A 19,869-nucleotide genomic window follows, 5' to 3' on the forward strand; every position below is an offset into this window, starting at 1 on the left:
ACTGCACGGCAAGGGAGCCGCAGATGTCGATCACTGGAGCCGCCGCGGCGGCGGGACCCAGACGCAAGGACCGGACCCACTACCTCTACATCGCCGTGATCGCCGCGGTGGTCGCGGGTGTGGTGGTCGGCCTGGCCGCCCCCGGTTTCGCCGTGGAGCTGAAGCCGATCGGCACGGGCTTCGTCAACCTGATCAAGATGATGATCAGCCCGGTGATCTTCTGCACCATCGTCCTGGGCATCGGCTCGGTGACCAAGGCCGCGAAGGTCGGCAAGGTCGGCGGCCTCGCCCTCGGCTACTTCCTCGCCATGTCGACCGTCGCGCTGGCCATCGGCATGGTCGTCGGCAACCTGCTGGAGCCCGGCGGCGGCCTGCACCTGACCGCCGCGCTCGCCAAGTCCGGCCACGCCCAGGCGGCCGCCGGCGGCGCCCAGTCGACCGCCGACTTCCTGCTCGGGATGATCCCCGAGACGCTGTTCTCCGCCCTGACCCAGGGCAAGGTGCTCCAGACCCTGCTGGTCGCCCTGCTCACCGGCTTCGCCCTCCAGGCGATGGGCCCGGCCGGCGCGCCGGTGCTGCGCGGCATCGAGCACGTGCAGCGGCTGGTCTTCCGGGTCATGTCGATGATCATGTGGGTCGCGCCGGTCGGCGCCTTCGGTGCGATGGCCGCCGTGGTCGGCGCCACCGGCACCGCCGCACTGAAGAGCCTGGCCGTCATCATGATCGGCTTCTACGTCACCTGCGTGCTCTTCGTCGTCGTGGTGCTGGGCACGCTGCTGCGCCTGGTCGCCGGGGTCAACGTGTTCGCGCTGCTGAAGTACCTCGGCCGCGAGTTCCTGCTGATCCTCTCCACCTCCTCCTCCGAGAGCGCGCTGCCCCGCCTGATCGCCAAGATGGAGCACCTGGGCGTCAGCCGCCCGGTCGTCGGCATCACCGTGCCGACCGGCTACAGCTTCAACCTCGACGGCACCGCCATCTACCTGACCATGTCGTCGATCTTCATCTCCGAGGCGATGGACAAGCCGATGTCGCTCGGCGAACAGCTCTCGCTGCTGGTCTTCATGGTGATCGCGAGCAAGGGCGCGGCCGGGGTCACCGGCGCCGGCCTGGCCACCCTCGCGGGCGGGCTCCAGTCGCACAAGCCCGCGCTGGTGGACGGGGTCGGCCTGATCGTCGGCATCGACCGCTTCATGTCGGAGGCCCGCGCGCTCACCAACTTCGCGGGCAACGCCGTCGCGACCGTGCTGATCGGGCACTGGACCGGCGAGATCGACGCCGAGCGCGCCCGGCGGGTGCTGGCCGGTGAGCTGCCGTTCGACGAGCTGACGCTGGTCGACTCCCACGGTGCGACCTCCGGTCCCGCCGCGTCGGACGGCTCCACGGCCGACGCCTCCGAGGCCGCTCCCGAGACCGCCCCCGAGGCTGTCCCCACCCGGGGCACCGCCACCCAGGGCGCGGCCACCGCCGGGGTCTGACCCCGGCAGCGACCCCCGCACTCCCCCGGTCCGGCGCCCCCACCAACCCCCGGAAACGGCGCCGGACCGGGGGTCCTCGTTTTCCCGTCCGGCCGACGGTCCCGGTCGGGCCCGGACAGGTACCCGGCCCGCTCGTCACAGGTCCTGCGAGCCGCTGACCACCCAGGACACCCCGCCGGCCGGGTCCTCCAGCACGACGTGCAGATGGTGCAGCCCGGCCGACGGCTCCTGCCAGGTGAAACAGCGCATCCGGTCCACCAGCGCGTTCACCTCGCCCCGGTCCACCCCGCCTGCCCCGTCCGGACCGTCCAGGCCGTCCAGGCCGTCCGCCCCGGCCATCGCGGCCAGCGCCCGCCACAGCCCCAGCCTCCCGTGCGCGCAGCCCTGCGCCCGCTCCAGGGCGGCGGACCGCACCAGCGCCGGGTAGACGAGCGCGAACGGCAGGTACCCGCCGACCACCCGCCGGTCGCGGGCCAGCAGGGCGGCCGCCGCCGGGGCCTGGCCGCGGACGCAGGCCGTCTCCGCCCACGGCGCGAGCGCGCCCAGCCCCTCCAGGGCCCGGGTGACCGGCGGCCCGTCCGGCCGTCCGGCCGACCGCGCCACCGGCGGCAGCTCCACCTCGCCCAGGCCCTCCCGGCTGGCCGGCAGGGTCAGCAGCGCACTGCGCGCGCCCCCGCCGGGCAGGTACTCGCGTACCCGGGCCGCCTCGTCCCAGCCCGCCGCCTCCCACGGCTCCAGGCGCAGCGGCACGCCCTCCAGGTCGGGCTCGGCCCCGTACGAGAGGTCCTCGCCGAGCAGCGCCCGGGTGTGCGCGACCAGCCGTCGCACCGGGACCGGACCGAGCAGCGGGGCCAGCCGCAGCCAGGAGTGCCGGGTCGCCAGCACCTCCCAGAGCGGGCCGGCGTCGTGGTCGGCCACTCCGGCGGACGTCCCCGCGCCGCCGTCCCGGTCGAACAGCCGGACGGCCAGCTCGGGCGGCGCCGCGTAGGCGATCAGGTGGCCGAGCGGCGCCGTCAGCACGGCCGCGGCCTCCTCGCCCGCCTCCGCCACGGCGGCCGCGCGGCCCTGCCGGTAGGCGGCGAGCAGCTCGGGCCAGCGGCCGTCCTCGGCCAGTGCGCGCAGGCGGCCGTGCTGGTGGATGATCACGATTCGCAGGGTACGGGCCGGGGCGGCGCATCAGCTGACTTGCCGTCAGCTCGGTGCGTCGGGGCGGCGCTCGTACGCCCGCCGCCCCGCGCACCGCCACACCCTCAGCTCCGCTCGTGCTCCCGCTCGCGCTCCTGTTCGCACCCCCGCTCCTGCTCGCGTTCGCCCCCCGCCTCCCGCTCGCGTTCGCGTTCCCGCTGGAGGACGGCGCGCAGTCGGCCGTGGGCGCGGCGCCGGGTGACGGCCAGTGTGCTGCGGTGCAGCCCGAGCAATTCGGCGGCCTCGTCGACGCTGTAGCCGTCGAGGTCCACCAGCGCCACCGCGCGGGCCTGCTTGACGGTCAGGAAGCCCAGCAGGCGGACCACCTCCCAGCGCGCCTGCAACTCGGCCATCCCGCCGGACCGGGGGTCGGACTCCCCCCGATCCCGCTCGACGGCGTCGCCCACCTCCGGCACCTCGGGCATCGACACCCGCCGGCGCTCCCGGCGCCACTGGTCGCGCAGGATGTTCACCATCGTGGTGAACGCGTAGGCGTACGGCTGCGGATGACCGAGGAAGCGCTCCGGCCGGCGGGCGATCCGCAGGTACGCCTCGTGGACGACGTCCCCGGCGCCGACCGGACCGCCGGCGAGGGAGGCCGCCGCAAGCTGGAGTCTGGGCAGGAGATCCGTGAACACCCGGTTGAATTCGGCCGATTGACCGCTACTCCCACTCGGACCGAAGCCCTCTTCCCGTCCGCCGCCCGCATTTCGACCGCTGCAATCCACCATGCCGCTCTCCCCGGAAATCGGCACCCCGAGCACCCGGTCCGCCCTGGCCACAGGGGTCTTGAGCCGACCGAATGACTTGTGACACAGGTCACATCATAGTTCGTCGTCTCACTGTGCGCAGTCATTCGTGTGCACCATGTCACCAACCGCACAGGAAGCGGGACTTCACCTCCGCGCGGACACCCCGGCGACCGGGGACGGCTCCGCCCGACGAGAACCCCTGAGCAAGGAGAACCACCGTGCGAGGTTGCATCGCCAGGAAGATCGCCACGTTCGGGCTGGCCGCCACGGCCGCCCTCGGCGTGCTCGGGACCACCGCCCTGCCGGCCGCCGCGGCGACGGTCCGGACCCAGGCCATCACCCCCGAGACCGACACGGACTGGAACACCGTCGAGACCGCGACCTACCGCTGCGTCATCACCGCCGACTACGGCTGGCGCTGGGAGGGGACCTGCAACGTCTACTCCGGACGACTGCGCACCATCACCTACTGTGCCGACGGCTCGTCGAGCACCGGCCTGTGGATCGGCGCGCGGCCGCAGGCCTGGGCGGTCTGGGGCAACTGCCCCGGGTCCAGCTGGACCCGGATCGTGTTCCAGTGGCACAGCTGAACCGCCGGACCCGGAACCGCTGAGAGTCGACGGGTGACAGATGACAGCTGACAGATTTCGAAATCTGTCAGCTGTCATCTGTTAGTTGTGAGTTGTCAGCTGTCATCCGCACGCCGTCCGCCCGCCGACACCTCCCGCCGCCGCCTCAGCCCACCGGAGAGACGTCCGCGAGCAGCCGGGCGGCGTGCACCCGGCCCGCGTGCTCGACCAGGTTGATCAGCACCTCCTTGCCCGAGGCCCGGTGGCGCGCATCGCACAACAGCACCGGCGTACCCGCGTCCAGGTCCAGCGCGCGGGCGACCTCCTCCGGCCTGAACTCCCGTGTCCCGGCGAAACGGTTCACCGCGACCACGAAGGGGATGCCCCGGTGCTCGAAGAAGTCGACGGCCGGGAAGCAGTCGGTCAGCCGGCGGGTGTCGGCGAGCACCACCGCACCGAGCGCCCCCTGGGCCAGCTCGTCCCAGAGGAACCAGAACCGGTCCTGCCCCGGGGTGCCGAACAGGTAGACCGCCAGCCCGTCGCGGATGGTGATCCGACCGAAGTCCATCGCCACCGTGGTCGTCGACTTCCGCTCCACGCCGTCGAGGTCGTCCACCTCCCGCCCGGCCTCGGTCAGTCGCTCCTCGGTGCGCAGCGGCCGGATCTCGCTGACCGCACCGACCAGCGTCGTCTTGCCGACCCCGAAGCCGCCCGCCACCAGGATCTTGAGCGCCAGCACGGCGTCGTCGGGATCATCGGCATCGAACGGGTCCGACCCGCCGTACGGACCGGACCGGCCGTACGGATCGGACGGGGCGGACGATACCGACGGATCAGGCAGGTCGGACGGGTGGTCAGAGTGCACGGAGTCCACGGATGACCTCCTGGAGGATGCGCTCGTCGGGGAGCAGGGCGGGCGGGACGGGACGGCGGACCCGGATGAGCCCGGCCGCCAGCAGGTCGCCGAGCAGCACCCGCACGACGCCCACCGGCAGGTCGAGCTCGGCGGCCAGCTCGGCCACGGACAGCGGGGTGCCCCGGCACAGCGCGAGGATGCGCGCCTGTTCCGGGCCGACCGGCGGCTCGGGCGCGTCCGGTACGAGCGCCGGGTCGGGGAGTTCGGCGACCACCACGGCGATCAGGTCGAAGCGCTGCTCCCCGGCCCCGGTGCGCCCCCTGGTCATCGCGTACGGGCGGACCAGCGGCCCGGCGTCGTCGTCGTACCAGCGGGCCCGGTGGGCGGCCGCGAGCGGATTGCGGGGGTGACCGTCGGGTTCGGCCCTCGGGTGCTCGGGATGTCGCCCCCGGGACGGGTGGGGCACCGGAGTCACCGGCCGCCCACCGTCCGCGGCGGGGTGCTCAGGTGCTCCCCGACCCGGCGGACCAGCCTGGCCATCTCGTAGGCGACCAGGCCGAGGTCGGCCCGGGCCGTGGTGAACACGGCGAGGCAGGTGCCCTCCCCGGCCGCCGCGACCAGCAGGTAGCCGCCCTCCAACTCGACCATGGTCTGGCGGACTTCACCCGCGCCGAAGTGCCGGCCGGCGCCCTTGGCCAGGCTGTGGAAGCCGGAGGCGACGGCCGCCAGATGCTCCCCGTCCTCCCGCGCCAGACCGGCCGAGGTGCCCATGGCCAGGCCGTCGGCGGAGAGCATCACGGCGAAGCGGAGCTCGGGGGCGCGCTGGACCAGCTCGTCGAGGAGCCAGTTCAGCTCCCCCGCGCGGTGGGTGGTGGCGATCACGGACGCTCTCCTTCGGGTCGGGACGGGGGTTGGGGGTGGCGCGCCCGCGGCGGCCGCGGAGCGTCGGCGGGCTGCCCGTCCCGCCGACCCTCCGGGTGCAGACCGCGCGCCCATCCGTTCTGGAAGGCCGACATCGTCGCCCGCGCCTCCTCCGGGCTGCGGCCCGCAGCGCCGAAGCCGTCGCCGGACCCGGGGCCGGCCGAGGCCACGGCTGCAGTGGCGGCGGCCGTACGACGACTGTGCGCGGTCGGACGGGCCGGGCCCTCGCGCAGCTGCGGTGCGAGGCTCGCCTGGCGGGTCCGGCGCGGCAACTCCTCGGGGCCCGAATCGACTTGGGGACCGTCCGGTCGTTGACTGTCCGGACGTTGACTGTCCGGACGGGGACCGCGCGAGCCTGGTCCGGGCACCGGCTCCGAACGGCGTTCCGTACGGTACGGCTCCGCGCCGTACGGCTGCGACGGCCCGGACTGCGGACGGGCGGCCGCACCCGCGCCCCCGTCCGCAGCCGGACCGGCCACCCGGGCACCGGAGGCCCGGTAGGGGGTACGGCGCACCGGCCCGGGGTCACTGCCCCGGGCACCGAACGGCAGCAGCGCCCCACCCTCCGGCGGCGGCCCACCCGCCGCCGGAAGCCCGTCACTTGCCCTGTCCCGCGGGTGCTCCCGGCGCCTCGGATCGCCGCTCAGGGCGCCGCCCGGGACACCGCTGGGACCGCCCGTCGGCTCCCCCGCGTGACCGTGCACCGGCGTGAACTCCCGCTCCGGGCCACCGTGCTGTGCCCGCTCGGCGAACACCGGCTCCGTCGGCCCCGCCCCAACCGCCACGCCGCCCGGCGCCGCCGCGCGCGGCAGGGGCGGCACTGGCTCGAAGCCGTACCGCGCCTCCTCCGCCCCCACCTCCGCCTCCACTTCGGCCGTATCGTCGGCCGTCTCGTCGGCCAGCAGCGTGGTCGGCAGCAGGACCACCGCCGTGGTGCCGCCGTACGCGGAGGTCACCAGCGAGACCTTGACGTCCTGCCGCCGGGCGAGCCGGCTGACCACGAACAGGCCGAGCCGGTCGCTGTCGAAGAGGTCGCTCTGCTCGGCGGCGGCGATCCGGCGGTTGGCCGAGGCCAGCACCTCCGGCCCCATGCCGAGGCCGCGGTCCTCGATCTCCAACGCGAAGCCGTTGCCGACCCGTTCGCCCCGGATGTGCACCCGGGTGTGCGGCGGGGAGAACCCGGTGGCGTTCTCGACGAGTTCGGCCACCAGGTGGGTGAGGTCGGCGACGGCGTGGCCGACCACCGCGGCCCGTGGCAGCGGGTGGACCTCGACCCGGGCGTACTCCTCGACCTCCGAGACGGCCGCGCGCACCACGTCCACCAGCGGGACGGGCCGACGCCAGCCCCGCCCGGGAGCGGCCCCGGAGAGGATGATCAGGCCCTCGGCGTGGCGGCGCATCCGGGTGGTGAGGTGGTCCAAGCGGAACAGGTCGGCCAGCTCGGACGGGTCGTCGGTGCGGCGCTCCATCGCGTCCAGCAGGGTGAGTTGGCGGTGCACCAGGACCTGGCTGCGGCGCGCGAGGTTGACGAACACACCGGAGACCCCGGAGAGCACCTCGGCCCGCTCGACCGCCGCCGTCACGGCCGCCCGCTGGACGGTGCCCAGCGCCCGCTGCACCTGGCCGATCTCGTCGCCCCGCCCCACCGGCCGGGGCGCCTCGGCCTCGATGTCCACCTCCTCCCCCGCACGCAACTTCCGTATGGTCGCCGGAAGTTTGCGCCCGGCCAGCTCAAGTGCCGAGTTGCGCAGGCCGATCAGATCGGTGACCAGCCCGCGCCCGATCTGCACCGAGATCACCAACGAGGCCACCACGCCGACCAGTCCGAGCAGCACCGCCATCCCCGCCGGGGTGAACAGGCCCAGGGCGTACGGGTCCTGGCGCTCGGCGGCGAGCCGTCCGGCCTGGTCCTCGACGGTCCGCAGGCCGCCGGCCACATTGCCCGCGACCATCGCCCACCGGTCGGCCGGCACCGCCGCGACCGCCGTCCGGCCGTCGGCGGCCGTCCGCACCCTGTCCTCGTACCCGGCCAGCTCGCGGTGGTCCTGGCCACCGGTGACGGCGAGCAGCGCCGCCCGGTCGGCGGGGCGCAGCTCGGCGGCGGCGCCCCGCTCGAACTCGCGCCGGGCGAAGGCCGCGCCGGCGAACTCCCGCAGCTGGTCGTCGCCGAGCCCGCCGGACAGCTGGGCGGCGCGCAGCAGGGCGTCCTCCCGGGCGAGCAGTTCCCGGGACCGGGCCAGCTCCAGCAGCACCCGCGCGTCGGCGGCCACCTGGCGGTCCTGGAGCGGCGCGACGGCACCGGCGGCGGCGAGCGCCCGGTCCACCGCCTCGCCGTACGCGGCGTACGCCTCGGGCCAGCCGACGCTCCTGGCCAGGACCCGGTCGCGCAGGACGGGCAGGGCAGCGAGGGAGCCGCCGAGCGCGTCCAGCCGGGCGGCCGCGTCCCCACCCAGGCCCTGGGCGTCGGCACGGTTGTAGCCCCGGTCGGGGCGGCGGGGGTCCGGGAACAGCGGAGTGAGCGCCCGGTCGGTGGCCGCCGCCGCCTCGCGCAGGGCGCTCTCCCGGACGGCGCTGGGGGCGGCCACCGGGGCGGCCAGCAGCTGACCGACGGCCGTGCGTTCGGCTTGCAGCCCGGCGACCGTCTCCGCGACCGGCGTGAGCAGCGTGCGCTGGGCGTCGCGCTGGCGCATCAGGCCCCAGACGCCCTGGGCGGTGGTGACGGTGGCGAACCCCCACAGGGCAATGACGGAGACGACCGGAACCATCAGCAGGGCGATGATCCGGGCGCGGACGGTCCGGGGGCGCAGGCCGCGCAGCCACGGGCCGGGCCGCGGTGGACGGGCGGGCGGCCCGGCATGGGCACCCCGACGGGCACCGGGGGCGGTACCGCGGTCTTCTCGCATGGGTGAGGAGCCTTTCGGGCAGGGAGAGGCTGGAGGACGGAGGCAGGTGGCCGGGGGCAGGCGGGCGGGGGCTGGAGGGGGCGCGGCTCAGGCGGCGCGGCCGTGCCGTTCGCCGTCGCGCCCCTCGCCGCCGCGCCGCCCGGCCTCGGCCGGGGCGAGCTCCTGCCGGGCGGGCTCGGGGTACGGGGACTCGGGGTACGGGGGCCCGGCAGGCAGCTCCTCGGTGGCCAACTCGCCGGCCTCCCGGTAGCCGGCCCGTTCCTGGGCGGTCGGCGAGAGCGCGACGAAGGCCGAGGCGAGGAAGAGGAACGAGCCGAGGCCGACGGCGAGCGGGAAGACGAACTCCATCGGGCTGACCCCGCCGAGGCCGGTCCGGGTCGGTTCCAACCGGACGTGGACGGCGGCCATGCCGGTGTAGTGCATGCAGCTGACGGCGAGGCCCATGGCCATCGCGGCGGCCGCGGCCGCGTACACGTTGCGGATGGTGACGGCGGCCCAGAGCGCGGCGGTGGCGGCGCCGACCGCGACCAGCACGGACAGCGCGACCGTCCCGGCGTCGTAGTGCAGCCCGCCGTGCATCCGGAGGGCGGCCATGCCCAGGTAGTGCATCGCGGCGACGCCGAGACCGGTGGTGACGCCGCCGGACAGCAGGGAGAGGCCGCGGTGCCGGCCGTAGCAGACCACGGTCAGGCCGAGACCGGTGACCAGCACCGCGACCACGAGGCTGAGGACGGTCAGCGGCACGTTGTAGCGCAGCTCGGTGCCGTCGACGGTGAAGCCGAACATGGCGACGAAGTGCATGGTCCAGATCCCGGAGCCGATCGCGGCGGCGGCCGTGACCAGCCAGTTCCGCCGGGCCGGGCCGCTCGCGGCCAGCCCGCGCAGCGTGCAGCGCAGCCCGAGGGCCGCGCCGGCACAGGCCATCAGGTACGAGAGGGCGGGGGTCAGCCAGCCGAAGCTGAGGTGGTTGATGGTGCCCATGGGACCTCCGGTCGACCGGTCGGGCCCGGAGGCGGTACGCGGTGCGCCCGGGCTCCCCGGGCCGGGCGGACTGCATACGAAGGCATATGCCAACCGCATGTGCGCTTCCGGCCTGGGGTGCGTGGGACGCTATCGAGGGGCCGGAATCGGTCAGACAAAGATCTGAAAAGCTGCCCGCGAGGCCCGGGTGATGTGTTCGAATGCTCCGGTCGTCTGCCCAGCGGACGGCGCACAGATGACAACAGACAGATAACAGAGTTTGAAATCTGTCATCTGTCCGCTGTCCGCTGTCTGTTGTTCGTTGTTCGCTGTTCGTTGTTCGCTGAACCCCGTCAGCCGTCAGCCGTCAGCCGTCACCCGGATCCGCATCGGGCTCGCCGCCCGCAGCGTGATCCCCTGGGCGAGCGCCACCCTCCGGTCCACCGCCTCCACCTCGAAGTCCCGCAGCAGCACCCCCAGCGCCAGCACCGCCTCCAGCATCGAGAAGTGCTGCCCGATGCAGGCCCGCGGCCCGCCCCCGAACGGGAACCAGGCGTAGCGGTGCCGGGCCCGCTCCGCCTCCGGCAGGAACCGGTCCGGGTCGAAGCGCTCCGGATCCTCCCAGTGGTCCGGGTGCCGGTGGGTGACCAGCGGCGCGACGACGACCTGTGCCCCCGCCGGGATCACGTACCCGTCGATGACGGTCTCCTCGACCGCCCGCCGCCCGCCCAGGGCCGCCGACGGATAGAGCCGCATCGCCTCCTTCAGCACCCGGGTGATGTACGGGAGCGCGTCCAGGTCCGCCGCCGTCGGCGCGCGCCCGGCCAGGACGGTCCGCGCCTCCTGGCGGGCGAGCCGCCGCTGCTCGGGGTGCTTGGCCAGCAGGTGCAGCGCGAAGGCCAGCGCGGTGGCCGTGGTCTCGTGCCCGGCGAGCAGGAACACCAGGACCTGGTCCCGGAGTTCGGCCGGGTCCAGCCGCTCGCCGTGGTCGTCGCGGGCCCGGCCGAGCAGGGTGAGCAGGTCGTCCGCGCCCTCGTCTCCGCCGCCCCGCGCGGCCCGTTCGGCGATGATCCGGTCGCAGACCCCGTACAGCGCCCGCTGGGCCTCGGCACCGCGCCGGTTGGCCGGCGTCGGCCAGGTGCGCGGGAGGCGGACCGGGGCGTAGCCGCGCTCCTTCACGTACTCGCCGAGCACCGGGAAGCTGCGGTGGACCACCGCTATCGCCTCCTCCACGTCGGCGCCGAAGAGGATGCGCGCGACCGCCCGCAGCGCGAACCGGGACGTCTCGTCCGCCGCGTCCACCACCCCGCCGGGCACCGCCCGCCACCGCTCGGCGAGCGACTGCGCCTCCTGCGCGAGCGCGTCCGCGTAGCCGTCCACCCGGCGCCGGGTGAACAGCGGCTGCACCATTCGGCGTTGGCGCTGGTACTCGGCGTCCTGGCTGGTCAGCAGCCCGTTGCCGACGCTGCTCCGGAGCTCGTCGTAGAACGGGTCCTCCTTGCGGAAGTTGGCCGCCTCGCCCGCCAGCACCTGGCGGACGCCCTCCGGCGAGAACACCCCGTAGAAGTCGGCCCGCAGCCCGGGCGGCCCGGCCTGGAAGCGCACCACGTCGCCGTGGTCGCGGCGGGCCGCGAGGTAGCTGCGCAGCGGGCGGCGGGTGAGGTCGAACAGCGATCCGACCAGCGGGTTCCCGGCCGGCACGGGTATCGCGGAGGTGGGGGCGGGCACGAGGCCGGGGTCGGGAACGGGGAGGACTTCGGTGGCCATCGGCACTCCTTCTGTACGGGGACTCGCCCGCCGCCTCTACCGACGGGCGGTCAGCACCGAGAGGAGCCGCACCCGGACCGGTCGGCCGGGCCGACCTGCCCGGCCACCGGATCCGGGCCCGTCTCACTCGTACTCGGTGCCCCCCTTGCGGGTCAGGTAAGCCTCGCTGACCACCTTGGCGATCGCCCGCCCGCCGAGCACCGGGCTCCAGCGCTCGGTGACCGGCCGCATCACCACGCCCTCGCGCAGGTGCAGTTCACGCCCGGAGACGGTCTCCCGGCCCCGGGCGAACCCCAGCACGGTCTCCGGATCGAACGGTCCGCGCCATAGCTCGGGCACCAACGGCAGTTCCCCGTCCAGCAGTTCGGCTGCCGAAAGCCAGTTCAGCTGCCCGTCCACGAGGGCCGACACGTCGAACGCGGCGTATCCGGGCCGCTCGGTGCGCGCCGAGGCGCCGTAGCCCAGGTCCTGCACGCCCTCACCGAAGACCTCGCCGAAGATGCCGACCCGCTCGGCCCCGAGGCGCTCCGCCAACCGGGCCGCCACCGCCGGGATGTCGTACGCGCGCACCGCCCGCCAGTAGAGGTTGCGCGCGTCCTCGGCCAGCGCCAGCCCCTGCGCACCGATGCCCTTGGACGACACCCGCACCTCGCCGGTGACGGCGGTGTACGTGACCAGGCAGCAGCTGCCGTGCAGCTTCTCGGTCAGCACGACCGGCTCGCCCGGCGCGAAGGCCTCGGGGTAGCGCTTGAGGTTCTCGATGTCCACCCAGGGCAGCAGGTCCGGCGCGCTGACCACGTCACCGCTCATCGACGTCGGCACCGGCGGCTGCCACTTGACGACCCCGAGCAGCTCGGCGAAGTCCTCGCCGCGCTCGGCCGCGGCGGCCAGGTCGGTGCCGGCGAGCGCGGCGGGCCAGCAGACGACGCCCTGGGACAGCTCGCCGCGCAGCCGCACCGCCTTCACCCGGTTCGCCCGGGCGCCGGCCAGCTTGCCGGTCAGGCCCAGCTCTGCGATCAACTCATCCGGGAGGACGGACTGTTCGGGGATGTAGACGGCGTGGTCCCCGGTCCGGTACGCGCCTTTCGCGACCACCGCCCGGTAGAGGCCGACCTGGGCGAGCTCCAGGGCATCGGCGTTCGGGTGCTCCAGGATGACCAGCTTCTCGGCGGTGACGCGCAGCGTGGACATGGACGGACTCCTCCCCTTGGTTCGGCCCCGGCCGTGTGTCCAACCGGCCCGGCCGTGCGTACGGACGGCGACCACTCTGGCCGTTCGACCACCCACGGCGCGACGCAATTACCACACGCCGCTCGCCAGCGCCCCCACCGGCCCACCGTCCCCACCGGCCTGACCGCCTCACCGTCCTCACCGCGCCCCGCGAGTCCCGGTTGAGCCATCCCACAGCAGCCCCGAGACCCGCCCGGCCCCCAGCTGTGCGAACCGACAGGGGATTTATCGCTCGCATATGCGGCACTATGATCGCCGTAATGGCCGCACCTGCGGCTCGTCCCTCGCGCCCCTCCCGGCGCGCACCCTGGAGGGGAAGCACCGATGAGCACCCGTACGCCCACCGCCCGCAGGCTCGCCGTCGCCACCGCCGCGGTCCTCGTCCTCGGGCTCGGAGTCAGCGCCTGCGGCAGCGACGGCGGCAAGTCCTCCGGTTCCTCGGCCTCTTCGAGCACCTCCGCGAACGCCTCCGCCGCGGGCAGCAGCGTCCCGAAGGCCTCCGGCACCATCACCGTCTTCGCCGCCGCCTCGCTCAAGGAGACCTTCACCGAGCTCGGCAAGAAGTTCGAGGCCGCCAACCCGGGCGCCAAGGTCACCTTCAACTTCGGCGGCAGCTCCAGCCTCGCCACCAGCATCAACTCCGGTGCCCCGGCGGACGTGTTCGCCGCCGCCAGCCCGGCCACCATGAAGACCGTGACGGACGCGGGCGGCGCCAACGGGCAGCCGACGACCTTCGTCCGGAACACGCTCACCATCGCCGTCCCCAAGGGCAACCCCAAGCACATCGCGGGCCTCAAGGACCTCACCGCCTCCGGCGTGAAGGTCGCGCTGTGCGCGAAGGAGGTGCCGTGCGGCGCCGCCGCCCAGACCGCGCTCAAGGCGGCGGGCGTCGACCTCACCCCGGTCACCCTGGAGCAGGACGTCAAGGGCGCGCTCACCAAGGTCGAACTCGGCGAGGTCGACGCGTCCCTGGTGTACCGGACCGATGTGCAGGCCGATGCTGCGAAGATCGACGGCGTGGACTTCCCCGAGGCCGACAAGGCCGTGAACGACTACCCGATCGCCGCGCTCGCCAAGGCACCGAACAAGGACGGCGCCGCCGCCTTCGTCGCGTACGTCCAGTCGCCCGAGGCCAAGCAGGTGCTGACCGCGGCGGGCTTCCAGGCACCGTGAGCGAGCGCACCACCGGCCCCGGGGACGGCTCCGGACGCGACTCCGGTCGGAACCGCACCGTCGGCGGCGGCGCGGCGGAAGCCGAGAAGGCCCTGCCGCGCCGCGACCCACGAAACCGCGACCCACGAAGTCGCGCCCCGCGAAACCGACGCCCGCGGACGCACCGCGCCCCGGTCGCCCTGCTGCTCCCGGCGCTGCTCGGGTTGGCGTTCCTGGTCCTGCCGCTGGTCGGCCTGCTGATCCGGGCGCCCTGGAGCGACCTGTCCGAGCAGCTCACCAGCACCGCCGTCTGGGACGCGCTGCGCCTGTCGCTGATCAGCGCGACCGCGGCCACCGCCGTGTCGCTGGTCCTGGGCGTCCCGCTGGCCTGGCTGCTCGCCCGCACCGAGCTGCCGGGCCGGCGGGTGATCCGGGCGCTGGTCACCCTGCCGCTGGTGCTGCCGCCGGTGGTCGGCGGTGTGGCGCTGCTGCTGGTGCTCGGGCGGCGCGGCATCGTCGGCTCCTGGCTGGACTCGGCCTTCGGCATCACGCTGCCGTTCACCACCACCGGGGTCGTGATCGCCGAGGCGTTCGTGGCGATGCCGTTCCTGGTGATCAGCGTCGAGGGCGCGCTGCGGGCCGCCGACCCCCGCTACGAGGAGGCCGCCGCGACCCTGGGCGCCTCGCGACTGACCGCGTTCCGGCGGGTCACCCTGCCGCTGATCGCGCCGGGGATCGCCGCCGGGGCCGTCCTGGCCTGGGCCCGGGCGCTCGGCGAGTTCGGTGCGACGATCACCTTCGCGGGCAACTTCCCGGGCCGCACCCAGACCATGCCGCTGGCCGTCTACCTGGCCATGGAGTCGGACCCACAGGCGGCGATCGCGCTGTCGCTGGTGCTGCTGGTGGTCTCCGTCGCCGTCCTGGTCGGCCTGCGCGACCGCTGGCTGTCGACGCCGTGACCCCGCCCGCCCGCGCCGTCCCGACCACCCGCACCATCCCGAGCGCACGCACCCTCCCCTCCCCACCTGCCATCCCGGACACGCTGAACGCAGCAGACGCACTGGACACCTGGACGCCGCCCCGATGAGCACCGAAAGCCGCCCCGGCCCCGCCCTGGACGCCCGCCTGCGGGTCGAGCGCGCCGCGTTCGCCCTCGACCTCGCGCTGACCGCCGCCCCCGGCGAGGTGGTGGCGCTGCTCGGCCCCAACGGCGCCGGGAAGTCCACCGCCCTGCGCGCCCTCGCCGGGCTGCTCCCGCTCACCGGCGGCCACCTGCGCCTGGACGGCCGCCTCCTGGAGGACCCGGCGCAGCGCGTGCACACCCCGGCCGAGGAGCGGCCGGTCGGCGTGGTGTTCCAGGACTACCTGCTGTTCCCGCACCTGAGCGCGCTCGACAACGTCGCCTTCGGCCCGCGCTGCCAGGGCCGCCCCAAGCGGGAGGCACGGGCCGAGGCGGCCGACTGGCTGGAGCGGATGGGCCTGGCCGACCACGCCACAGTCCGCCCCGGCCGGCTCTCCGGCGGCCAGGCCCAGCGGGTGGCGCTCGCCCGAGCCCTCGCCGTACGCCCCCGGCTGCTCCTGCTGGACGAGCCGCTGGCCGCCCTGGACGCCCGCACCCGGCTCGACGTACGCGCCCAACTTCGGCGCCATCTGGCGGAGTTCGAGGCAGTGGCGGTGCTGGTGACGCACGACCCGCTGGACGCCATGGTGCTGGCCGACCGACTGGTGGTGATCGAGGACGGGCACGAGGTGCAGTCCGGCAGCCCGGCGGAGGTCGCCCGGCGCCCGCGCACCGACTACATCGCCAGGCTGGTCGGACTGAACCTGTACCAGGGCCGGGCCGAGGGCTCCCGGGTCACGCTCCCGGACGGCACGGTGCTGGCCACCACCGAGGAGCTGGACGGTCCGGCCTTCGTCGCCTTCCCGCCCTCCGCCGTGACGCTGTACCGGGAGCGTCCGCGGACCAGCGCGCGCAACCTCTGGCAGGCCGAGGTCACCGGGCTCGACCTGCACGGCGACCAGGTCCGCGTCGAACTCGCCGGCGACCTGCCGATGGCCGCCGACCTGACCCCGGCCGCCGTCGCGGAGCTGGAGCTGGCGCCCGGCGTCGCGGTCTGGGCCTCGGTCAAGGCCGCCCAGACCCACGCCTACCCGGCCTGAGTGGCCCTTTCTGACGCATCGTCAGACCGCGTCACTCCGAGGGCTCGACGAACCCCGACTCGTACGCCGCGATCACCGCCTGGGTGCGGTCCCGCGCCCCCAGCTTCGCCAGCACGCTGCTGACGTGCGTCTTCACCGTCTGCACGCCGAGGAACAGCCGCTCGGCGATCTCCCCGTTGCTCAGGCCCCGCGCGACCAGCCGCAGCACCTCCGCCTCGCGCCCGGTCAGCGCCGCCCGCTCCATGGCGGCCCGGGCGGTCGGGTTGCCGTGCCCGGCCGCCAGCCGGCGGATCGCGGCCGGGAACAGCAGCGACTCGCCCGCCGCCACCAGCCGTACCGCGTGGGCGATCTCGGCCGGGCGGGTGCGCTTGAGCAGGAAGCCGTCGGCGCCCGCGCGCAACGCCTGGTAGACGTAGTCGTCGTTCTCGAAGGTGGTCACGACCAGGATCCTCGGCGGACGCTCCCCCGGTGCACCGGGGCGCAGCAGCTCGCGGGTGGCCGCCAAGCCGTCCAGCACGGGCATCCGGACGTCCATCAGCACCACGTGCGGGCGCAGCGTGCGGGCCAGCGCAACCGCTTCCGCGCCGTCGGCCGCCTCGCCGACCACCCGCAGGTCCCCCTGCGCCTCCAGGACGGCCCGCAGGCCGGCCCGGACCAGTTCCTCGTCGTCGGCGAGCAGGATCTCCGTCATCCCCGCGGCTCCTCCGGCCGGGCCTCGCGTCACAGGATCGTTCGTCACGAGCCCAAGCGTAGGGGCAGCCGGACGGTCAGCACCCACTCCCCTCCGCCCTCCTGCGACACCCCCGCCGCCGCCTCCCCGCCGAGCAACGTGGCGCGCTCGCGGATGCCGCGCAGCCCCTTGCCGCCCTTGTGCGTCGCGCCCCGGCCCGCACCGCCCGCCGGAGGCCGTGCCGAACCGGCCGGACCGGCAGGCCCGGCCGCGCCGACCGCCGAACGCCCGGCGCCGGGCAGCCGGTTGGCACAGCGCAGCTCCAACTGCCCTTCCCGTACGGCGATCCGGATGTCGACCGGTTCGCCTGGCGCGTACTTGAGCGCGTTGGTGACACCCTCCTGGACGATCCGGTACGACTCGCGGGAGAGCACCCCGGGCAGCGTGCCGGGGGGCACCTCCATCCGCGCCTCCACCGGGCTGCCGGCCGCCCGGGCGGTGTCGAACAGCGCGGGCAGCTGGTCGATCCCGGGCTGTTCGGTGGCCACGCCGTTCGCCCCGGCCGGGGTCTCGCGCAGCAGCACGAGGGTGCGTTCGAGGTCCTCCATGGCCTGTCGGCCGGTCTCCTCGATGACTTCGAGCGCCTTGGCGACGAAGGCCGGGTCCCCGACCTCGCGCGCCGCGCCCGCCTGAAGGACCGTCACCGTCAGTGCGTGGCCGATCGAATCGTGCAACTCCCGGGCCAACCGGTTGCGTTCCAGCAGGCGTTCGGCCCGCAGCTCCACCTCCGCCAGCCGCTCGGTCGGAGACGGGCCCAACAGCCGTACGGCCATGGCGAGTTGGAGGCGCCCGGCGAGGACCAGGAACCAGCCGAAACCGAGTACCAGCAGCGGGGCGAACGGGAGGTACCAGAGCGCGTCCGGACCGGTCAGCCGGTCGTAGCACGCGACGGAGCCGAAGGAGAGCACGAACCCGGCCACCGAGCCGAGCGCGACCCGGCCGATCAGCCAGCCCGCCGTCCGCCGCCGGTCGGCCCAGGTGCGGGAGGGCTCGGCGGCGATGTCCTCCTCACGGTCGGGCACCAGCAGCAGCCGCGCCTGCACCCCCTCCGCCCGCCGAGCCGCCGGGATGAGCGCGAGCGCCGCGAGCAGCACGCAGTCCACCAGTACGCTCGCCGTGAGGATCTCGCCGAGGCCCTTCCGGTACGTCCCCGGATAGATCATCAGCACCACGCCCGCGAAGATCCACCCCACCAGCAGGTGCAGCAGCCGCGCGTACGTGACACCGGCCGCCAGCGGCGCGACGAGCCTGGACACCGCACTTCCCGGCACGGAGCCTCCGGACACCGCGCTCGCGCTCCTCAGCGCTGCGATCTTGGACATTGCGCCATCCTGCCAGGTCGCCCCCGGCCCCCGGATCCCGCGCCGGTCGCCCGCGTCCTCCCTCCTGGGAGGGAGGCGGCTCCCCGCCCCGGCGGGATCCGCCGCACCGGCCCGCTCCGGTCGAATGGAGCCACCGACCGGGGCAGCGACAGCGGGCACCGGCGGAGACCACCGACGACGAGACGAGGGGAGCGGGCCGTGATCGAGATCCAGGGCCTGACCAAGGAGTACGACGGCCGGCGCGTCGTCGACGACCTGACCTTCGAGGTCCGACCCGGCGTGGTGACCGGCTTCCTCGGCCCGAACGGCGCCGGCAAGAGCACCACCATGCGCCTGGTCCTCGGCCTCGACCGGCCGACCGCCGGACACGCCCTGGTCGACGGCCGCCCGTACGCCGAACTCCCCGCCCCGCTGCGGACGGTGGGCGCACTGCTGGACGCCCAGGCGATGCACGGCGGCCGGACCGCGCACGGCCACCTGCGCTGGCTCGCCGCAAGCAACGGGCTGCCGGCCCGCCGGGTCGACGAGGTGCTCGGCCAGGTCGGCCTGGCGGACGCGGCCGGACGGCGGATCCGGGGCTTCTCGCTCGGCATGCGCCAGCGCCTCGGGGTGGCCGCCGCCCTGCTCGGCGACCCGCCGGTGCTGCTGCTGGACGAACCCGTCAACGGCCTGGACCCGGAGGGCATCCGCTGGATCCGCACCCTGCTGCGCGACCTGGCCGCCGAAGGCCGGGCGGTGCTGGTCTCCTCCCACCTGATGACCGAAATGGCGCTCACCGCCGACCACTTGGTGGTGATCGGGCGCGGGAGACTGCTCGCCGACGCCGCCACCTCCGAGTTCATCGACCGCCACGGCCGGACCCGGATCAGGGTCCGCGCCGTCGCCCCCCCCAAGCTCGCCGCCCTGCTCGGCGGCCCCGGCCACGACCACGGACTCGACGCCACCGAAGTCGACGGCGGCGCCTGGGAGGTGAGCGGCGCCGAACCCGAGCGGATCGCCGCGCTCGCCGCCGCCAACGGGGTGGTGCTGTACGAGATCGCCATCCAACAAGACTCGCTGGAAGAGGCGTTCATGCGGATGACCGCCGACAGCGTCGAGTACCGCGCGGAGGCCTCCGCATGACCACACCGGTTGCCGGCTCCGCGCACGTCCTGCACGTCCTGCGCGCCGAGCGGATCAAGCTCACCACCCTCCGCTCGCTCTGGATCACCCCGCTGCTCGCCCTGCTGCTGACCGCCGGGGTCACCACGGCCATCGGCGCGGCCATCGGCGGCAAGGACCACAGCATCACCGACGACCCGAGCGTCGGGGTCTTCTACGGGCTCAACTTCGGCCAGGCGGCCCTTGCCTGCTTCGGCATCCTGCTGATCGGGCAGGAGTTCAACACCCGCATGATCAACGTGTCGCTCACCGCCGTCCCGCGCCGCAACCGGCTGTACGGCGCCAAGTTGGCGCTCGGCGCGCTCGTCGGCCTCGCCGTCGGCGCCGTCGGCACGGCGGGTGCCTTCGCCGGCTACGCGGCCACCGCCCCGGGCGCCTGGGACGGGCCGGCCCTCCTGCGCAGCGCCGTCGCCGGCGTGCTCTACCAGACGCTGCTGGTGGTGCTCTGCCTCGGAGCGACCGCGCTGCTGGGCAACCTCACCGCCGCCATGGGACTGCTGGTGCCGACCGTTTTCCTGCTCTCGCCACTGCTCGGCGGAGTGCCCGGGATCCGCCGGGTCGTCCAGTTCCTGCCCGACCGGGCCGGCCAGTACGCCCTGCGGTACGCCGACGACCCGCAGGTCGCGTACGGGCACTGGACCGGGCTGCTAATCATGGCGCTCTGGACGGCGCTGGCGGCGTACGGCGGCCTGCGCGCGCTGCGCCGCATCGGCGCCAAGTGACCTC

The 19,869-nt window shown here is 74.5% G+C and carries 18 protein-coding genes; 7 read left to right on the forward strand and 11 right to left on the reverse strand.

The genetic code is table 11. From position 1 onward, the window contains the following. Positions 1 to 23 precede the first annotated feature (23 nt). Positions 24 to 1,475 (forward strand): cation:dicarboxylate symporter family transporter, encoded by a 1,452-nt coding sequence (locus ACLWS4_RS01240; RefSeq protein ID WP_416873081.1) that lies wholly within the window; start codon positions 24 to 26, stop codon positions 1,473 to 1,475. 135 nt (positions 1,476 to 1,610) lie between these two features. Here the strand turns inward: ACLWS4_RS01240 and ACLWS4_RS01245 are convergent, their stop codons facing one another. After that, entirely contained in the window at positions 1,611 to 2,621 is a 1,011-nt protein-coding gene (locus ACLWS4_RS01245) for a hypothetical protein (RefSeq protein WP_416873082.1), read from the reverse strand. 104 nt (positions 2,622 to 2,725) lie between these two features. Further along, positions 2,726 to 3,298, reverse strand: a complete 573-nt coding sequence (locus ACLWS4_RS01250; protein WP_416873083.1) for an RNA polymerase sigma factor — start codon at positions 3,296 to 3,298, stop codon at positions 2,726 to 2,728. Positions 3,299 to 3,630: 332 nt separating this feature from the next. Here ACLWS4_RS01250 and ACLWS4_RS01255 point away from each other — a divergent pair, with 332 nt between their 5' ends. Then, positions 3,631 to 4,002 (forward strand): hypothetical protein, encoded by a 372-nt coding sequence (locus ACLWS4_RS01255; protein WP_117491060.1) that lies wholly within the window; start codon positions 3,631 to 3,633, stop codon positions 4,000 to 4,002. Positions 4,003 to 4,147: 145 nt separating this feature from the next. Here ACLWS4_RS01255 and ACLWS4_RS01260 read toward each other — a convergent pair whose 3' ends face one another. The 7 genes from ACLWS4_RS01260 to ACLWS4_RS01290 all read right to left on the reverse strand — a co-directional run bounded on the left by ACLWS4_RS01260 (position 4,148) and on the right by ACLWS4_RS01290 (position 12,579). Then, complete coding sequence (locus ACLWS4_RS01260) at positions 4,148 to 4,720, reverse strand: GTP-binding protein (RefSeq protein ID WP_416873084.1); 573 nt, start codon at positions 4,718 to 4,720, stop codon at positions 4,148 to 4,150. 115 nt (positions 4,721 to 4,835) lie between these two features. Continuing rightward, complete coding sequence (locus ACLWS4_RS01265) at positions 4,836 to 5,183, reverse strand: DUF742 domain-containing protein (protein ID WP_049651866.1); 348 nt, start codon at positions 5,181 to 5,183, stop codon at positions 4,836 to 4,838. A 125-nt stretch (positions 5,184 to 5,308) separates the two neighbouring features. Then, a complete protein-coding gene (locus ACLWS4_RS01270) occupies positions 5,309 to 5,719 on the reverse strand; it encodes a roadblock/LC7 domain-containing protein (RefSeq protein ID WP_375873391.1) in 411 nt (136 codons plus the stop codon). Next, the gene (locus tag ACLWS4_RS01275) at positions 5,716 to 8,661 is read right to left on the reverse strand and encodes a nitrate- and nitrite sensing domain-containing protein (protein WP_416873085.1); all 2,946 of its coding nucleotides are present in this window, start codon (positions 8,659 to 8,661) and stop codon (positions 5,716 to 5,718) included. The genes ACLWS4_RS01270 and ACLWS4_RS01275 overlap by 4 nt, the downstream gene beginning before the upstream one ends. 87 nt (positions 8,662 to 8,748) lie before the next feature. Then, complete coding sequence (locus ACLWS4_RS01280) at positions 8,749 to 9,642, reverse strand: MHYT domain-containing protein (protein ID WP_117491058.1); 894 nt, start codon at positions 9,640 to 9,642, stop codon at positions 8,749 to 8,751. 339 nt (positions 9,643 to 9,981) lie between these two features. Next, positions 9,982 to 11,388 (reverse strand): cytochrome P450, encoded by a 1,407-nt coding sequence (locus ACLWS4_RS01285; protein WP_416873086.1) that lies wholly within the window; start codon positions 11,386 to 11,388, stop codon positions 9,982 to 9,984. A gap of 123 nt (positions 11,389 to 11,511) precedes the next feature. Beyond that, positions 11,512 to 12,579: an RNA ligase (ATP) gene (locus ACLWS4_RS01290; protein ID WP_416873087.1), complete on the reverse strand. Its 1,068-nt coding sequence runs from the start codon at positions 12,577 to 12,579 to the stop codon at positions 11,512 to 11,514. Between the two features lie 363 nt (positions 12,580 to 12,942). On the opposite strand from ACLWS4_RS01290, the gene modA reads away from it, so the two are divergent. The 3 genes from modA (at position 12,943) to ACLWS4_RS01305 (ending at position 15,930) form a co-directional block, all read left to right on the forward strand. Further along, positions 12,943 to 13,791 carry a molybdate ABC transporter substrate-binding protein gene (modA, locus tag ACLWS4_RS01295; protein WP_416873088.1) on the forward strand — a complete coding sequence of 283 codons (849 nt, stop codon included), beginning with the start codon at positions 12,943 to 12,945 and terminating at the stop codon, positions 13,789 to 13,791. 92 nt (positions 13,792 to 13,883) lie between these two features. Then, positions 13,884 to 14,729 (forward strand): ABC transporter permease, encoded by an 846-nt coding sequence (locus ACLWS4_RS01300; RefSeq protein ID WP_416873290.1) that lies wholly within the window; start codon positions 13,884 to 13,886, stop codon positions 14,727 to 14,729. A gap of 124 nt (positions 14,730 to 14,853) precedes the next feature. After that, positions 14,854 to 15,930: an ABC transporter ATP-binding protein gene (locus ACLWS4_RS01305; RefSeq protein ID WP_375873385.1), complete on the forward strand. Its 1,077-nt coding sequence runs from the start codon at positions 14,854 to 14,856 to the stop codon at positions 15,928 to 15,930. 31 nt (positions 15,931 to 15,961) lie between these two features. Here the strand turns inward: ACLWS4_RS01305 and ACLWS4_RS01310 are convergent, their stop codons facing one another. Next, positions 15,962 to 16,621: a response regulator gene (locus ACLWS4_RS01310; protein WP_416873089.1), complete on the reverse strand. Its 660-nt coding sequence runs from the start codon at positions 16,619 to 16,621 to the stop codon at positions 15,962 to 15,964. A gap of 44 nt (positions 16,622 to 16,665) precedes the next feature. Next, positions 16,666 to 17,982: a sensor histidine kinase gene (locus ACLWS4_RS01315; protein ID WP_416873090.1), complete on the reverse strand. Its 1,317-nt coding sequence runs from the start codon at positions 17,980 to 17,982 to the stop codon at positions 16,666 to 16,668. Positions 17,983 to 18,180: 198 nt separating this feature from the next. On the opposite strand from ACLWS4_RS01315, the gene ACLWS4_RS01320 reads away from it, so the two are divergent. Continuing rightward, positions 18,181 to 19,104: an ATP-binding cassette domain-containing protein gene (locus tag ACLWS4_RS01320; protein WP_416873091.1), complete on the forward strand. Its 924-nt coding sequence runs from the start codon at positions 18,181 to 18,183 to the stop codon at positions 19,102 to 19,104. Further along, on the forward strand, positions 19,101 to 19,865 hold the full coding sequence (locus tag ACLWS4_RS01325) for an ABC transporter permease (protein ID WP_049649726.1): 765 nt from the start codon (positions 19,101 to 19,103) through the stop codon (positions 19,863 to 19,865). The genes ACLWS4_RS01320 and ACLWS4_RS01325 overlap by 4 nt, the downstream gene beginning before the upstream one ends. The last annotated feature ends 4 nt before the right edge of the window (positions 19,866 to 19,869 follow it).

The organism is Kitasatospora sp. SC0581 (genome assembly GCF_048159585.1).
Taxonomy (GTDB): Bacteria; Actinomycetota; Actinomycetes; order Streptomycetales; family Streptomycetaceae; genus Kitasatospora.

Excerpts from the sequence above, each read along its gene's own strand:
- ACLWS4_RS01240 (WP_416873081.1), top strand. The coding sequence starts at position 24 with ATGTCGATCACTGGAGCCGCCGCGGCGGCGGGACCCAGACGCAAGGAC.
- ACLWS4_RS01275 (WP_416873085.1), bottom strand. The coding sequence starts at position 8,661 with ATGCGAGAAGACCGCGGTACCGCCCCCGGTGCCCGTCGGGGTGCCCAT.
- ACLWS4_RS01280 (WP_117491058.1), bottom strand. The coding sequence starts at position 9,642 with ATGGGCACCATCAACCACCTCAGCTTCGGCTGGCTGACCCCCGCCCTC.
- ACLWS4_RS01285 (WP_416873086.1), bottom strand. The coding sequence starts at position 11,388 with ATGGCCACCGAAGTCCTCCCCGTTCCCGACCCCGGCCTCGTGCCCGCC.
- ACLWS4_RS01290 (WP_416873087.1), bottom strand. The coding sequence starts at position 12,579 with ATGTCCACGCTGCGCGTCACCGCCGAGAAGCTGGTCATCCTGGAGCAC.
- modA (WP_416873088.1), top strand. The coding sequence starts at position 12,943 with ATGAGCACCCGTACGCCCACCGCCCGCAGGCTCGCCGTCGCCACCGCC.
- ACLWS4_RS01305 (WP_375873385.1), top strand. The coding sequence starts at position 14,854 with ATGAGCACCGAAAGCCGCCCCGGCCCCGCCCTGGACGCCCGCCTGCGG.
- ACLWS4_RS01310 (WP_416873089.1), bottom strand. The coding sequence starts at position 16,621 with ATGACGGAGATCCTGCTCGCCGACGACGAGGAACTGGTCCGGGCCGGC.
- ACLWS4_RS01315 (WP_416873090.1), bottom strand. The coding sequence starts at position 17,982 with ATGTCCAAGATCGCAGCGCTGAGGAGCGCGAGCGCGGTGTCCGGAGGC.
- ACLWS4_RS01325 (WP_049649726.1), top strand. The coding sequence starts at position 19,101 with ATGACCACACCGGTTGCCGGCTCCGCGCACGTCCTGCACGTCCTGCGC.